This window comes from Streptomyces sp. NPDC024555, assembly GCF_055559335.1.
On sequence record NZ_JBVHKV010000010.1, the window covers coordinates 47,627 to 62,143 of the forward strand.

Annotated in this window: 15 protein-coding genes; 11 read left to right on the plus strand and 4 right to left on the minus strand. The window is 73.3% G+C overall.

The genetic code is table 11. The annotated features are described in order from the left end of the window. Window positions 1–102: 102 nt before the first annotated feature. From ACZ4FH_RS18580 to ACZ4FH_RS18590, 3 genes are all read left to right on the plus strand, one after another. A complete protein-coding gene (locus tag ACZ4FH_RS18580) occupies window positions 103–954 on the plus strand; it encodes a tyrosine-protein phosphatase (RefSeq protein ID WP_467305877.1) in 852 nt (283 codons plus the stop codon). A gap of 72 nt (window positions 955–1,026) precedes the next feature. Continuing rightward, window positions 1,027–1,431 (plus strand): DnaJ family domain-containing protein, encoded by a 405-nt coding sequence (locus ACZ4FH_RS18585; protein ID WP_467305879.1) that lies wholly within the window; start codon window positions 1,027–1,029, stop codon window positions 1,429–1,431. A 51-nt stretch (window positions 1,432–1,482) separates the two neighbouring features. Beyond that, window positions 1,483–1,980, plus strand: a complete 498-nt coding sequence (locus ACZ4FH_RS18590; protein ID WP_467305880.1) for a GNAT family N-acetyltransferase — start codon at window positions 1,483–1,485, stop codon at window positions 1,978–1,980. A gap of 12 nt (window positions 1,981–1,992) precedes the next feature. Here ACZ4FH_RS18590 and ACZ4FH_RS18595 read toward each other — a convergent pair whose 3' ends face one another. Further along, complete coding sequence (locus tag ACZ4FH_RS18595) at window positions 1,993–3,483, minus strand: SulP family inorganic anion transporter (protein WP_467306216.1); 1,491 nt, start codon at window positions 3,481–3,483, stop codon at window positions 1,993–1,995. A gap of 143 nt (window positions 3,484–3,626) precedes the next feature. Between ACZ4FH_RS18595 and ACZ4FH_RS18600 the strand changes: the two genes are divergently transcribed. Both ACZ4FH_RS18600 and ACZ4FH_RS18605 read left to right on the plus strand, forming a co-directional pair. Further along, window positions 3,627–4,055 carry a MerR family transcriptional regulator gene (locus ACZ4FH_RS18600; RefSeq protein ID WP_467305882.1) on the plus strand — a complete coding sequence of 143 codons (429 nt, stop codon included), beginning with the start codon at window positions 3,627–3,629 and terminating at the stop codon, window positions 4,053–4,055. 230 nt (window positions 4,056–4,285) lie between these two features. Next, window positions 4,286–4,804, plus strand: a complete 519-nt coding sequence (locus ACZ4FH_RS18605; RefSeq protein WP_467305883.1) for a DUF6328 family protein — start codon at window positions 4,286–4,288, stop codon at window positions 4,802–4,804. A gap of 11 nt (window positions 4,805–4,815) precedes the next feature. On the opposite strand, the gene ACZ4FH_RS18610 is transcribed toward ACZ4FH_RS18605, so the two are convergent. Together ACZ4FH_RS18610 and ACZ4FH_RS18615 are read right to left on the minus strand one after the other, a co-directional pair. Continuing rightward, window positions 4,816–5,622 (minus strand): VOC family protein, encoded by an 807-nt coding sequence (locus tag ACZ4FH_RS18610; protein ID WP_467305884.1) that lies wholly within the window; start codon window positions 5,620–5,622, stop codon window positions 4,816–4,818. 34 nt (window positions 5,623–5,656) lie between these two features. Continuing rightward, window positions 5,657–5,986: a DUF6479 family protein gene (locus ACZ4FH_RS18615; RefSeq protein WP_467305886.1), complete on the minus strand. Its 330-nt coding sequence runs from the start codon at window positions 5,984–5,986 to the stop codon at window positions 5,657–5,659. A gap of 206 nt (window positions 5,987–6,192) precedes the next feature. Between ACZ4FH_RS18615 and ACZ4FH_RS18620 the strand changes: the two genes are divergently transcribed. The 4 genes from ACZ4FH_RS18620 (at window position 6,193) to ACZ4FH_RS18635 (ending at window position 11,311) form a co-directional block, all read left to right on the plus strand. Beyond that, window positions 6,193–6,579: a hypothetical protein gene (locus ACZ4FH_RS18620; protein ID WP_467305888.1), complete on the plus strand. Its 387-nt coding sequence runs from the start codon at window positions 6,193–6,195 to the stop codon at window positions 6,577–6,579. Window positions 6,580–6,798: 219 nt separating this feature from the next. Further along, window positions 6,799–7,302 (plus strand): ATP-binding protein, encoded by a 504-nt coding sequence (locus ACZ4FH_RS18625; protein WP_467305890.1) that lies wholly within the window; start codon window positions 6,799–6,801, stop codon window positions 7,300–7,302. A 185-nt stretch (window positions 7,303–7,487) separates the two neighbouring features. Next, on the plus strand, window positions 7,488–8,900 hold the full coding sequence (locus ACZ4FH_RS18630) for an NADP-dependent succinic semialdehyde dehydrogenase (RefSeq protein ID WP_467305891.1): 1,413 nt from the start codon (window positions 7,488–7,490) through the stop codon (window positions 8,898–8,900). Between the two features lie 32 nt (window positions 8,901–8,932). After that, window positions 8,933–11,311: a phosphoketolase family protein gene (locus tag ACZ4FH_RS18635; RefSeq protein ID WP_467305892.1), complete on the plus strand. Its 2,379-nt coding sequence runs from the start codon at window positions 8,933–8,935 to the stop codon at window positions 11,309–11,311. A 60-nt stretch (window positions 11,312–11,371) separates the two neighbouring features. Here ACZ4FH_RS18635 and ACZ4FH_RS18640 read toward each other — a convergent pair whose 3' ends face one another. After that, window positions 11,372–12,487 carry a baeRF3 domain-containing protein gene (locus ACZ4FH_RS18640; RefSeq protein WP_467305894.1) on the minus strand — a complete coding sequence of 372 codons (1,116 nt, stop codon included), beginning with the start codon at window positions 12,485–12,487 and terminating at the stop codon, window positions 11,372–11,374. Window positions 12,488–12,611: 124 nt separating this feature from the next. Between ACZ4FH_RS18640 and ACZ4FH_RS18645 the strand changes: the two genes are divergently transcribed. Continuing rightward, window positions 12,612–13,178: a hypothetical protein gene (locus ACZ4FH_RS18645; RefSeq protein ID WP_467305895.1), complete on the plus strand. Its 567-nt coding sequence runs from the start codon at window positions 12,612–12,614 to the stop codon at window positions 13,176–13,178. A 2-nt stretch (window positions 13,179–13,180) separates the two neighbouring features. After that, window positions 13,181–14,515, plus strand: coding sequence for a glutaminase A (gene glsA / locus ACZ4FH_RS18650; RefSeq protein ID WP_467305896.1), 1,335 nt, complete (start codon window positions 13,181–13,183; stop codon window positions 14,513–14,515). The last annotated feature ends 2 nt before the right edge of the window (window positions 14,516–14,517 follow it).

Below are 14,517 nucleotides of genomic sequence, written 5' to 3' on the forward strand. Positions count from 1 at the left end.
ATCATCGGCGTTCCGTTCCGTCGATTTCTCGACATCATGCGATTTTTATCCGGCCGGTCCGACGTCGATACGGATACGGGCCGGGAAAAGGGGACGTTCATCGTGCACACCGCCAGGGCCCTTCCGGCAGCCTCCGTTCTCAATCTCCGGGATCTGGGCGGCATCGCCCTCGGACCGGGCAGACAGGTACGCGCGGGCGTGGTGCTGCGCTCCGGCCAGCTCCACGGACTGGACGCGGCGCACGACGCGGCCCTCGCGTCCCTCGGCATCCGCACCGTCGTCGACCTGCGCACGGCGGACGAACGCGGATCGGCCCCCGACCGCCTGCCGGAGGGCGCCCGGCTGTTCGTCGCCGACGTCCTCGGCGACGACCCGGGCGTGGCCCCGGCCCGGCTCCGCGCCCTGCTCGGCGATCCGGCCGAGGCCGAACGGCTGCTGGGCGGCGGCCGGGCGCAGGAGCTGTTCGCCCAGACCTACCGGCAGATGGTGCTCTCGCCCCGGGCCGCGGCCGCCTACCGGGCCTTCCTGGAGACGGCCGCCGACGACGCCGCGCGCCCCGTGCTCTTCCACTGCACGGCCGGCAAGGACCGCACCGGCTGGGCAGCCGCCGTGCTGCTGCTGGTGCTCGGCGCCTCCCGGGACACCGTGCGCACGGAGTTCCTCGCGGTGAACCCCGTGGTCCGGGTCGCCTTCAGGCCGTACGTCCAGGGCTATCTCGACGCGGGCGGCGACCCGGAGATCGCCTCCGCGATCGTCGAGGTCCGCCCCCGCTACCTCGACACCGCGCTCGACGCCATGGACGAGCGCTGGGGCGGACTGGACGGCTATCTCCGCAACGGGCTGCGCGTCCCCGACGCGGCGCTGCGGCGGCTGCGCGAGGAACTGGTGGTGGCGGCCCCCGGCTTCGGCCCGGCCTTCCGGGCGCCCGGCAGCGCGGACGTCCACCCCAACTGACCCGGACGGCACCGGGCCGGCCCTATCGTGGAGGGACCGCAGCACCCGAGCCCTCCCGAAGGAGTCAGTACGGTGACCGAGCGCAAACCGGCCGGTGTCAGCTTCGAGTCCTGGGTCGACCACCAGATCCGCGCCGCCGAACAGCGGGGTGACGTCTCACGGCTGCCCGGGTTCGGCAAACCCCTCGAAGGCCTCGACCGGCCGTACGACGAGGAATGGTGGATCAAGGAGAAGATGCGCCGCGAGGGCATCTCCGTGCTGCCGCCCGCGCTGGCGCTGCGCAAGGAGGCCGAGGACCTGCGCGAGGCCCTGCCCGGCATCCGCACAGAGGCGGAGGTCCGCCGCCGGCTGGCCGAGGTGAACGAGCGGATCGAGGCGGCGGTGCGCCGCCCGCCGCCCGGCCCGCCCCTGAAGCTCGCGCCCTTCGACGTCGAGGCGGTGACCGAGGAGTGGCGGGCCGCCCGCGCCGGCCACTGATCCCGCCCCCGGCGGTCCGGGGCCCGCGGGGGCGCACGTCATACTCGTGACGTGGGATCACGTACGAGGGACCGCGCCCGGCGCGTGCTGGGCGAGGACATCCGCATCCGACGGGCCGCGGCCCGGGACGCCGGGCGGCTGAGCCGGCTGGTCCGCGGCTCCGGGGCCTACCGCGGCCCGTACGCGCCCATGGTCGCCGGATACCGGGTGGGACCCGACTACATCGAGACGCACCGGGTGCACGCGGCCGTGGGGGAGACCACCGGCCGGCTGTTCGGCTTCTACGCCCTCGTCCTGGACCCGCCGGAACTCGACCTCATGTTCGTCGCGGACGCGGCCCAGGGCGCCGGAATCGGCCGCCTGCTGATCGGGCATCTGCGCGCGGAGGCGCGCGGAGCGGGTCTGGACGGCGTGCGCGTCGTCTCGCATCCGCCCGCCGAGGGCTTCTACGCCGGCATGGGCGCCCGGCGCACCGGCACGGTGCGCGCCGCTCCGCCCGCCGTGATGTGGGACCGCCCCGAACTGCTGCTCCCCGTCGACGTGCCGTGACCCCGGGGCCGGTCAGTGCCCCGCGGCCAGCTCCCCGCTGAGCGTGCCGTGGATCCGGGCGCTGTGCCCCTCCAGGCCGGTGATCTCGACGGTCTTGCCGCGTTGCGCGTACTTGGCGGTGACCGCGTCCAGCGCCGCGACCGACGAGGCGTCCCACACCCGGGCGGCCGACAGGTCGACGACGACACGGTCCGGGTCGCCCGCCACGTCGAACCGGGTGACCAGATCGTTGGCGGAGGCGAAGAACAGGTCCCCGGTGACCGCGTACAGCACGCTGCCGCCGTCCGGGTCGGCGACCGAGGTCACCGAGGCGACGCGGGACACCCGCCGGGCGAAGACCGCCATGGCGCAGAGCGTGCCGACCACCACGCCGATCGCCAGATTGTGCGTCGCCACCACGCAGACCACCGTGACGACCATGACCCCCGTCTCGCCGAGCGGCATCCGGCGCAGCGTCGCCGGTGCGACGGAGTGCCAGTCGAACGTCCCCACCGACACCATGACCATCACCGCCACCAGCGCGGCCATCGGGATGTCCGAGACGACCGGGCCGAAGACGATGCAGAGCACCATCAGGAACGCCCCGGCCAGGAACGTGGAGAGCCGGGTGCGGGCGCCCGACACCCGTACGTTGATCATGGTCTGGCCGATCATCGCGCAGCCGCCCATGCCGCCGAAGAATCCGGTCACCACGTTGGCGACGCCCTGGCCGACCGATTCGCGGGTCTTGCTGGAGGGGGTGTCGGTGATCTCGTCGACGAGCTTCGCCGTCATCAGCGACTCCATCAGCCCGACCAGGGCCATGGCCAGCGCGTAGGGCGCGACCGTCGTCAGGGTGTCCAGGGTGAACGGGACGTCCGGCAGCCCCGGGACGGGGAGCGAGGAGGGCAGGGCGCCCTTGTCGCCGACGGTGGGCACCGCGATCGAGGCGCCCACGGTGATCACGGTGAGGGCCGTGATGGAGACGAGCGGCGCCGGGACGACCCGGGTGATCCGGGGGAAGAACACCAGCAGCGCGAGCCCGCCCGCGATCAGCGGGTACACCGCCCACGGCACGTCCCGCATCTCGGGCACCTGGGCCATGAAGATCAGGATCGCCAGCGCGTTCACGAAGCCGACCATCACGCTGCGCGGCACGAAGCGCATCAGCCGGGCGACCCCCAGCGCGCCGAGCACGATCTGGAAGACACCGCCGAGGATCACGGCCGCCACCAGGTACCCGAAGCCGTGCTCGCGGTTGAGCGGGGCGATGACCAGGGCGACCGCACCCGTCGCCGCCGAGATCATGGCCGGCCGGCCGCCCACGACCGAGATCGTCACGGCCATGGTGAACGAGGCGAAGAGACCGATGCGCGGGTCGACGCCCGCGATCACCGAGAAGGAGATCGCCTCGGGGATCAGGGCCAGCGCGACCACCAGACCCGCCAGGACCTCGGTACGCAGCACTTTGGGGGAGCGGACGGAGGCGGTGAGGCCCTTCAGGGACGGTATGGGGGAGGACAGCAAGGGGAACGACCCGTCGTGTCGGGTCCGGGCCGCCGGGCGGCGGGCACCCGGACGTGTGCGGAGCGGAACAACTCTACCCTCACGTTAGGGTAGAGATGGACCTCGCACGGGCGGGGCGCGGGAGCGGGGAACGGACGAACATGGGTGACGGACACATGCAGATCGGCGAGGTCGCGGCACGCACCGAGCTGTCGCTGCGGACCATCCGCCACTACGAGGAGGCCGGGCTCGTCGTGCCGTCGGCCCGGTCCCGGGGCGGATTCCGGCTCTACACCGAGGCGGACGTCGCCCGGCTCATGGTCATCCGTCGCATGAAGCCGCTCGGCTTCACCCTGGAGCAGATGGGGGAGCTGCTGGACGCCACCGACCGGCTGGACGCCGAGGCCCCGCTCGGACCGGAGGAGCGCGAGCTGCTGCTGGAGCGGGTGCACGGCTTCGAACGGGCCGCCGAGGAACGCGTCGTGACGCTCCGCACCCAGCTGGCCAGGGCCGAGGAGTTCGCCGCCGACCTGCGCGCGCGGCTGGACCGCTCCTCCCGCCTCCCGGGAACCGGGGACCCGATGGCCTAGGGCGTGTCCGGAAAGTAGCGCCGTCCGCCCGTAGGGCGGGCTCGGCGGCGTCTGGTGCGTACGATCGCAAGGCGGAGGGTCGCCCCGATACTGGATGTATCGGGGTGATCCCGACAACGCGGCGAGCGTGCGTGCCAGGCGTCGCCGAGCAGGCGGAACTTTCCGGACACGCCCTAGGTTGTCCGGCAGACGATCAGGTGTGCCGATCGCACATCGGAACGGAGGCCCAGGTGAGCCGGACCCCCGCCGGGCGGCACGGCCCGGATCCGGAGTGGGGACGCCACGAGACGCCGGAGGAGCGTGCCGACCGCCGTTGGTCCGACCTCCTCCAGGAACTGCGCGTCGCCCAGACCGGCGTCCAGATCCTCTTCGGCTTTCTGCTCGCCGTCGTCTTCCAGCCCCGCTTCGCCGAACTCTCCGGCACCGACCGCACCATCTACGTGATCACGGTGATGCTCGGCTCCGCGACGGCGGGCGCGCTCATCGGCCCGGTGACCTACCACCGGTTGCTCACCGGACGCCGGCTCAAGCCCCAGACCGTCACCTGGGCCTCCCGGCTCACCGTGCTCGGCCTCGGGCTGCTGTTCTGCACGATGTGCGCGGCGCTGCTGCTGATCCTGCGGGTCGCCCTGCACAACGCGCTCGCCCTCTGGCTGGTCGGCGCGATGGCCCTGTGGTTCCTGCTCTGCTGGCTCGTCTTCCCGGCGTGGGCGCTGGCCCGCGCGCACGGGGGACGGGAGGAGGGGTGACGGCGGGCGCCTCAGGAGGAGCCGGAGTCCGCGAGCGTGAAGAGCCCGCCCTCCGGATCGACCAGGGTCGCCTCGGGTCCCTCGGGGCGGGACAGCTCCTCGACCAGTGAGCCGCCGTGGTCCCGTGCCGTCGCGACGGCCGCCGCGAGGTCGTCCACCGGGAAGTTGACCTGCCAGTGCGGCCTGACCAGCGGGTCCGGGGCCGCCTCGACCGCACCGGAGCCGATCCGGGCCAGCTGCCGCCCGTCGCACCGGACGATCACCTCGTCCTTCTCGTACGCCACCTCGCAGGCACCGGGCCTGCCGCTGGCCCACTCCAGCACCTCGCCGTAGAAGATCGCGGCGTCGAAGGCGTTGCGGGTGCGCAGCCGCAGCCAGGCGTGCGAACGGCCGTTGGGGGAGGGCGGCGGGGTGGTGGGCGCGGTGCGCTCCCAGATGCCGAAGGACGCCCCGTCCCGGTCGGCGGCCAGGGCGCCGCGTCCCTTGCTGAGGGTCAGCGGGCCGACCGCGACCGTACCGCTGCGCTCCCGGATGCGGCCGGCCACCGCATCGGCGTCCCGGACCGCGAAGTACGGCGTCCAGGCCACCGCGACCCGGTAGGCCGTGGCCACGGCGCCGAGCCCGGCCACCGGTACGTCGCCCCGGCGGGCCACCGCGAACTCCCGGCCGAGCCGGCCCTGCCGGAAGGTCCAGCCCATCACGGCCCCGTAGAACTTCTGGGCCGACTCCAGGTCCCGGGTCATCAGATTGACCCAGCAGGGAGCCGCGGGCCCGGTCAGCGGCGCGCGCAGGCCGGAGCCCGTGGTGTCTCCCGTCATGACGCCACCGCCTCCCCCGCCCGCCGGCGCCCGCTCATTCGCGCCGCTCGTCGTCGCGGCGGAGGGTCTCGCTGCCGTGGTCACCCAGTTCGTACGGCGACAGACCGCGGCCGTCGGCGGGGAAGCTGTCGTCGCCGTGGACGTCGCGTTCCTCCACATGGGCGCGGTGGTCCGGGGGGACCGGCTGCTCGTCGGGGCGGGGCGGCGGCAGTTCCTGCGCGCGCCGCTTCCGGCCCAGCCAGACGGCACCGATCAGCAGGGCCACCAGGATCACGCCGATCACGGCCATCACCACCCCGGTCGCCCCCCGACCGTCCGCGAGCGTGGTGGCCAGGGTATTCAGGGCTCCATCCGATACGTCCATATCTGCCGGATACCCCGGGGGTGGGCTGTCACTCGGCCTTCAGCGGTAATTTCATGTTTTAAGTGGATATTGACCCGGATTGCGTTTCGGGTGCTCCGGCGAAGGCGCGCCCGTACCCGCAGGGCTGGCCGTCCGTCCGTGTCGCCGCTTCCCGGCCCCGGGGCGAGCCTGGAAGGGAACCGTCTACGGAGGGATGCCCGGTGAACATGACACAGGAGAAGCCGCGCACCGAGGAGAGCCGCTACGGCCGCGAGGTCTCGGTCGTCGTCAGCGGCTGCGACAAGGGCGACGCGGGCACGGTCTTCGACGTGCTGCGGGCCGCCTTCACCACCGACCGCGCCTCGGTCGACGTACCGAAGGACCTCACCGGTCCACGCCCCACCGCCTGGGCCGTGACCGTCGACGTCGACGAGGTCCGGGTGGTGTCCGGGACGGTACGGCTCGGCGGACCCGTCACCCTCGACGTGCAGGGCGGCTACTGGGCCGTCGACCGGCTCCGCCAGGGACTCGCCGGAGCCTTCGACGTGACCGTGACCGGCACCGTCTCCGGCGACCAGGAGGAAGAGGTGCGCCTCCGGCTGGAGAACCGCTAGGGTCTCCCGCTCGCATCGGGCCGGATCGGGCGGCGGGGCACTCGCACCCGAGGCATATGCGCCGGTCACCGGGGGTGCGCACCCATTCGTGTTGCGTGACCGGCCCAGGAGGTTCACCCTGAGGAGTGACCCAGAAGTGACATCTGCTCACTGTTCGTATTCGGGGGTCGTTGATTCAGACGGGCGAAGCGGTGGGCCTCGATGTGAGGAGCCTCGACGATGACCGTTCCACTCGACCGGCACTATCTGGTCGAACTACAGGTTTCGGCAGAGCGTGTGCCCCAGCTGCGACGGATCGTCGCCGCACACCTCCGCCACTGGCGTCTCGAACCGCATGTACGGCCCGTGTGCCGCGCGGTGGAGGAGCTGCTGACCAACGTCCACCGGCACGTCGGCAACGACAACGACTGCGTCGTCGAACTGCGCTGGTCCGGACGGCACCTGACGGTCTCCGTCGCCGACAACGGCACCGAGATGCCGCGTCTGCTGCACGAGGGCGGCGGCCTCAGCCGGGTCATGGCCCTCAGTGACAGCTGGGGCACCTGCCGGACCGCCGAGGGCAAGGTCGTCTGGTTCACCCGCTACGCGCAGGAGCCGCAGCACATCGAGCGCGTGCCGCTGCCCCCGCTGCCGGGTGTGCGCGAGTTCCGCCGGACCCCGGCCGCGGTGACGGACCTCCCGCCGGCCGCCCCGGCCCGGACCGACGCCCCCGCCCTCGTCTGACCGGGGCCGGAGCCCAGCGGCCCCGCCGCTCCCGGCACCCCGGAACCCGCGCCACCGCCGGCGCGGACCGCCCGCCCCGCGCGGGCACGGTCCGCGCCGGCCGTGCGTGCGGGTGGCGCAGTCCGCGTTGCGCGGGCGGGCCCGGCGCGGCACGGTCGAAGTACCGAGGCAAGGAGGACACCGTCATGCCCATCGCGACGGTCAACCCGGCGAACGGCGAAACCCTCAGGACGTTCGACGCCCTGGACGCGGACGGCATCGAACAGCGGCTCGCGGCGGCCGAGGCGGCCCGGCGGGAGTACCGCACCACCGGATTCGGCGAACGGTCCCGGCTGCTGAACCGGGCCGCCGACCTCCTCGACGAGGACCGCGAGGACATCGCCCGCACCATGACCCTGGAGATGGGCAAACCCCTCAAGGCCGCCCGCGCGGAGGCCGCGAAGTGCTCCAAGGCGATGCGCTGGTACGCGGCCCACGCCGAGGAACTCCTCGCCGACGAACACCCCGCCCCCGCCGACGTCGAGGATTCCGGCGCCTCCCGCGCCTGCGTCCGCTACCGGCCGCTGGGCACCGTCCTGGCGGTGATGCCCTGGAACTTCCCGCTCTGGCAGGTCGTCCGCTTCGCGGCCCCCGCGCTGATGGCCGGGAACACCGGACTCCTCAAGCACGCCTCCAACGTGCCGCAGACCGCGCTCTACCTGGGAGACCTCTTCCGCCGGGCCGGATTCCCCGCCGGCTGCTTCCAGACCCTCCTGATCGGCTCCGGCGCCGTCGAGGACGTCCTGCGCGACCCGCGGATCGCCGCCGCCACCCTCACCGGCAGCGAACCGGCCGGCCGCGCCGTGGCCGCCGTCGCGGGCGACGAGGTCAAGCACACCGTCCTGGAACTCGGCGGCAGCGACCCCTTCCTGGTCCTGCCCTCGGCCGACGTCGCCAGGGCGGCCCGGACCGCCGTCACCGCCCGGGTCCAGAACAACGGCCAGTCCTGCATCGCCGCCAAGCGCTTCGTCGTCCACTCCGAGGTGTACGAGGAGTTCGCCGAACGGTTCACCGTGGGCATGCGCGACCTCGTCGTCGGAGACCCCATGGAGGAGTCCACCGACATCGGCCCGCTGGCCAGCCGCCAGGGCCGCGACGACCTCGCGGAACTCGTCGACGACGCGGTGCGCCTGGGCGCCCGCGCCCTCTGCGGCGGGGGCGTGCCCGAGGGGCTGAGCGGAGGACTGGAGCACGGCTGGTTCTACGCCCCCACCGTCCTGGCCGGCATCACCCCCGCCATGCGCGTCCACCGCGAGGAGACCTTCGGACCCGTCGCCACGCTCTACCGCGCCGAGAGCCTGGACGAGGCACTGGAGATCGCCAACGACACGCCGTTCGGCCTCAGTTCCAACGTCTGGACCAGGGACGCCGAGGAGCAGCGGCGCTGCGTCCGCGACCTGGAGGCCGGCGGGGTGTTCTTCAACGGCATGACCGCGTCCCACCCCGCGCTGCCCTTCGGCGGGGTGAAGCGCTCCGGCTACGGACGCGAGCTGGCCGGCCACGGCATCCGGGAGTTCTGCAACGCCACCACCGTCTGGTACGGCCCCGAACCGCACTGAGCGCCCCGCCCCGACCGCCCCGAGAGGTGACCATGAGCGACGCCCCGCCGCCCACCCCCCTGACCGACGAGGAGGCGGCCGCGCTCGACGCCCACTGGCGGGCGGCCAACTACCTCGCCGTCGGACAGATCTACCTGATGGACAATCCGCTGCTCACCCGGCCGCTGGTCCCCACGGACATCAAACCGCGGCTGCTGGGCCACTGGGGCACCTCACCCGGCCTCAACCTGGTGTACACCCACCTCAACCGCCTCGTACGCGCGCGCTCCGCCGACGCCCTGTGCGTCTGGGGCCCCGGCCACGGCGGCCCCGCCGTCCTCGCCAACTCCTGGCTGGAGGGCAGCTACTCGGAGACGTACCCCGACGTCGGCAGGGACGCGGCCGGGATGGGCCGGCTCTTCACCCAGTTCTCCTTCCCCGGCGGCGTCCCGAGCCATGTCGCCCCGGAGACCCCGGGCTCCATCCACGAGGGCGGCGAACTCGGCTACGCCCTCGCCCACGCCTACGGTGCCGCGCTCGACCACCCCGATCTGCTGGTCACCTGCGTCATCGGCGACGGCGAGGCGGAGACCGGCCCGCTGGCCACCTCCTGGCACGCCAACAAGTTCCTCGACCCCGTCCACGACGGGGCGGTCCTGCCGGTCCTCCACCTCAACGGCTACAAGATCGCCAACCCGACGGTGCTCGCCCGCATCCCCGAACCCGAACTGGACGCGCTGCTGCGCGGCTACGGCCACGACCCGCTGTACGTCGAGGGCGACGACCCGCTCACCGTCCACCGGGCCATGGCCGGGGCCATGGACACCGCGTACGACCGCATCCGGGAGATCCAGCGGGCCGCCCGCGACGGCGGGGCGGCCGGCCGGCCGCGGTGGCCCGTGATCGTCCTGCGCACCCCCAAGGGTTGGACCGGCCCCGCCGAGGTCGACGGCGTCCCGGTCGAGGGCACCTGGCGGGCCCACCAGGTCCCGCTGCCCGGGGTCCGGGACAACCCGGAGCACCTGCGGCAGCTGGAGGAGTGGATGCGCTCCTACCGGCCGGAGGAGCTCTTCGACGCCGCCGGACGCCCCACCGCCCAGGTGCTCGCCTGTGTTCCCGAGGGCGCGGCCCGGCTGGGCTCGACCCCGTACGCCAACGGCGGGCTGCTCCTGCGTGATCTGCCGGTGCCCCCGCTGGAGGACCACGCCGTCGAGGTGACCGCGCCCGGCAAGGTCCTGCACGAACCGACCCGGGTCCTCGGCGGACTGCTGGAGGCCGTGATGGCGGCCACGGCGGACCGGCGCGACTTCCGGGTCGTCGGCCCCGACGAGACCGCGTCCAACCGGCTGGACGCGCTGTACGGGGCGACCGGAAAGGCCTGGGAGGCCGCCGTCCTGCCGACCGACGAGCATCTGGCCCCCGGCGGCCGGGTCATGGAGGTCCTCTCCGAGCACCTGTGCCAGGGCTGGCTGGAGGGCTATCTCCTGACCGGCCGGCACGGCCTCTTCTCCTGCTACGAGGCCTTCGCGCACATCGTCGACTCCATGGTCAACCAGCACATCAAGTGGCTGCGGACCTCCCGCCGGCTGCCGTGGCGCCGCCCGATCGCCTCCCTCAACTACCTGCTGACCTCGCACGTCTGGCGCCAGGACCACAACGGCTTCTCGCACCAGGACCCCGGATTCGTCGACCACATCCTCAACAAGAGCCCCGAGGTCGTGCGCGTCTATCTGCCCCCGGACACGAACACCCTGCTCTCCGCGGCCGACCACGCGCTGCGCAGCCGGGACTACGTCAACGTCATCGTGGCGGGCAAGCAGCCGAGCTTCGACTGGCTCACCCTGGACCAGGCCCGTGCCCACTGCGCCCGAGGCGCCGGGGTCTGGGAATGGGCGGGGACCGAGGACGGCGCCCGCGAACCCGATGTCGTGCTCGCCTGCGCCGGCGACGTCCCCACGCTGGAGACGCTGGCCGCGGCCGATCTGCTCCGCCGCCATCTGCCCGAACTGGCGGTACGGGTGGTCAACGTCGTCGACATGGCCCGGCTGATGCCGCACGGGGAGCATCCGCACGGGATGCCGGACTCCGAGTACGACGCCCTGTTCACCCGGGACAAGCCGGTCATCTTCGCGTACCACGGCTATCCGTGGCTGATCCACCGGCTGGCCTACCGCCGGGCCGGCCACCCCCATCTCCACGTCCGCGGCTACAAGGAGGAGGGCACCACCACCACGCCCTTCGACATGGTGGTCCGCAACGACCTCGACCGCTACCGGCTCGTCATGGACGTGATCGACCGCGTTCCCGGGCTCGGCGTCCGGGCCGTGGCGGTGCGTCAGGCGATGGCGGACACCCGCACCCGCCACCACGACTGGATCCGCGTCCACGGCACCGATCTGCCCGAGGTGGCGGACTGGACCTGGCGGGGCTGAGGGCGAACGGCGAGGGCCCGGACGGAGGAATCCGTCCGGGCCCTCGCCGTCGGCGCGCGGTCAGTAGCGCAGCGCCGCCGCGATGCGCCCGTGCTCCTTGAGCGCGTCGTCGGCGACGAAGACCACGTCGGCACCGCTGTCCAGCGCCGCCTCCACGAGTTCGTCGACGATGTCCTCGCGGTAGCGGTGGTCGGCGGGGTCGGCCGCGGCGTCGTCGACCGGCACCAGGTGCTCCTCGTCGACCCGGACGGTCTGCTGGTAGTTCTCCTCCACCGCGACCAGACCGGCGCGGCCCTCGCGGACGGCCGCCCACACCTCGTCCAGACCGCCGGCGAAGGCGCGCCGGCCGCGCGCCTCGTCCAGCTTGCCGTCGATCTCCGCGGCGAACCGCTTCCGCCGGGCCTCCAGCGCGGGGCGCAGCTCCGTGAGCAGACCGCTGGGCGTGGTCTCGGCCGGGGCGCCCTTGGTGACGCGGCCCGCCGCGTCCCCGCCCGTCTCGCCCACCTCGTCGAAGAGCGCGAGGGCCGGGGCGAGACCCACCAGGTAGAGGGGGCGCGGATCGCCGGCCAGCACACCGCGCAGCGCCTCGTCCACGGTGCGCAGGAACTGCCGGGTCTCCTCGTCGCTGAAGGTGCTCGGGGTGTCCCCGATGCGCTCCTCGCGCTGCGGGTTGGGCTCCTCGCGCGGGGCCGTCATCGGGAAGCCGCCCAGGTGCTCCTCGTGCGCGGTGTCGGCGGTTCCGCTGTAGAGGGCGGCGTGGTCGGCGGCGACGGTGAGCGCCCAGAAGGGCCGGGCCTGGGCCTTCGCGGCGACCAGGTTGCGGGTCAGATAGGTGTCGCTGAGCACCACCCGTTCGGGTGCGGTGCGCGGCAACTGCCAGATCTGGTACTCGTCGGCCGTGACGAGCAGGACGAGCGCGTCCAGCGCCCGCCGGGGGTCGATCTCGGCGACGGCCCGGTCCAGCTGGGCGCGGACCGCGGCGCCCGCCTCGCGGCTGACGGCGGGGTCGGCCTCCAGCCGGGCGGCGGCCTCGGAGACCAGGTTGCGCAGCCGTACGGCGTCCTGGGCGTTGTCCGGGGCCTTGCGGTGGGTCGGCATGGTCAGGGACAGCGCCGGATAGGTCTTGGCCGCGCGGAGTTCTCGCAGCAGACCGGCGGTCAGGGCGTCCGTATCCATCAGTTCCCTCCCGGGACTTGCGCGCACTGCCGTGCGGGACGGGTGATTCGACGGGTCAATTCATACCTTTTGATCCTAATATGGGCGAGTTGGTCTTCCGCCCTCATGAGCAGACGGAGCGTCCGTGTACCAGACCAGTCCCGTCCGACGCGCCCCCGGCCGCCGCGCGGCCCGCACCCTGACCACCGCCGTGCTCGCGGCCGCGCTCGGCGCCACCGCCGCCGCCTGCGGCGACTCCGACACCTCCTCGCAGGGCACGGCCCGCAGCATCCGCACGGTCTCGGCGGCGCCCGCCGAATCGCCCTCGGCCAGTGAGAGCCAGCGCACCCAGCAGGACTTCGCCGCCTCCGTCTCCGCCGACGTGGAGCGCAACCGCCAGCGGGCGGTGGCCCTGCTCAAGGGGGTCGGGGGCAAGGGCGACGCCGTCGACGACGTATCGGTCAACGGGCTGCCCGTCGCCGCGTCGGAGCAGTTCCGCAGCGCGCTCGTCCGGGTCACCAACTCCAGTGACGAGGCCGCCTTCTACGCCGTGCGGGTGGAGTTCGTGGACGCCTCCGGCACGGTCCTGGACTCCGTGGTCCTCGGCTTCGACGACGTCCGCCCGGCCACCACCGTGAGCCAGCACGCCAACAGCCGCAAGGCCGCCGGAGTGAAGTCGTTCCCCCGGATCGCCCAGGCCGAGCGCGGCTGACGGTGAGTCCCGCCACCGGCGCGGTCACGGACGCGCTCGGCGAACTGCACGCCCGGTACGCGGACGTCGGCGACGGCGAACTCGCGGACTACATCCCGCAACTGGCCCTCGCCGACCCGGACGACTTCGGCCTGGCCCTGGTCAGCATGGACGGCCACCGCTACAGCGCCGGCGACGCCGACGTGCCGTTCACGGCCCAGTCCGTGTCCAAGCCGTTCGTCTACGCCCTGGCGCTGTCCCTGCTCGGCCTCGACGAGGTCTCCCGGTGGGTCAACGCCGAACCGAGCGGCGAGGCGTTCAACGGGATCAGCCTCGAACGCGCCACCGGCCGCCCGGCCAACGCCATGGTCAACGCGGGCGCGATCGTCACCACCGCCCTGATCCCCCACACCCCCGGCACGCCCCGGTTCACCCGCATCCTGGACTGCCTGAGCCGTTTCGCCGGCCGGAGCCTCGACGTCGACGAGCAGGTGTACGCCTCCGAGTCCTTCACCGGCGACCGCAACCGCGCCCTCGCCTACCTCATCCGCAGCACCGGCCCGCTGCCCGTGGACCCGGTCGCGGCCGTGGAGACGTACTTCCGCCAGTGCGCGGTCCGGGTCACTGCCCTGGACCTCGCCGCGATGGCGGCCACCCTCGCGCACGGCGGGGTCAATCCGCTCACCGGCGAGCAGGTGGTGAGCGAGGCCGTCGCCGCCCAGGTCCTCGCCGTCATGGCGACCTGCGGGATGTACGACTCCTCGGGCGCCTGGCTGCTGCGTGTCGGCCTGCCGGCCAAGAGCGGCGTGTCGGGCGGGCTGATCGCCGCCGGACCCGCCCGGTTCGGTGTCGCGGCGTACAGTCCGCCCCTGGACACGACCGGAACCTCCGTGCGCGGCCGCCTCGCGATCGGGGAACTCTCCCGGCGGCTCGGTCTGCACCTGATGTACAACCCCGCGCTCGCCGGCTCCACCGTCACCCTGGTCACCACCGCCGACGACCTGCCGACGGCCCCGGCCGCCGGGCACGAGCGCGCCGCCCACGAGGACGTCGCCGTCGTGGCCGCCCAGGGGGCCCTCGACTTCACCGCCGCCGAGCACGTGCTCCACGCCCTGGACGAGGCGGGACCGGAGGGGACCGGCGCCGTGCTCGACCTGGTGCGGGTGACCGGCATCGGCGGGGTGGCGCGTGCCATGCTCCGCGACGGACTGGCCCGGCTGACCGCCGACGGGCTGCGGACCGCGGTGGCCGATCCGGACGGTCTGCTGCGCCGCCCCGGCCACGAGGACGGCGACCCGCGCACCTTCGCCACCCGCGAGGAGGCGGTGGACTGGTGCCTGGGGCGGGGCGCCGGCTGAAC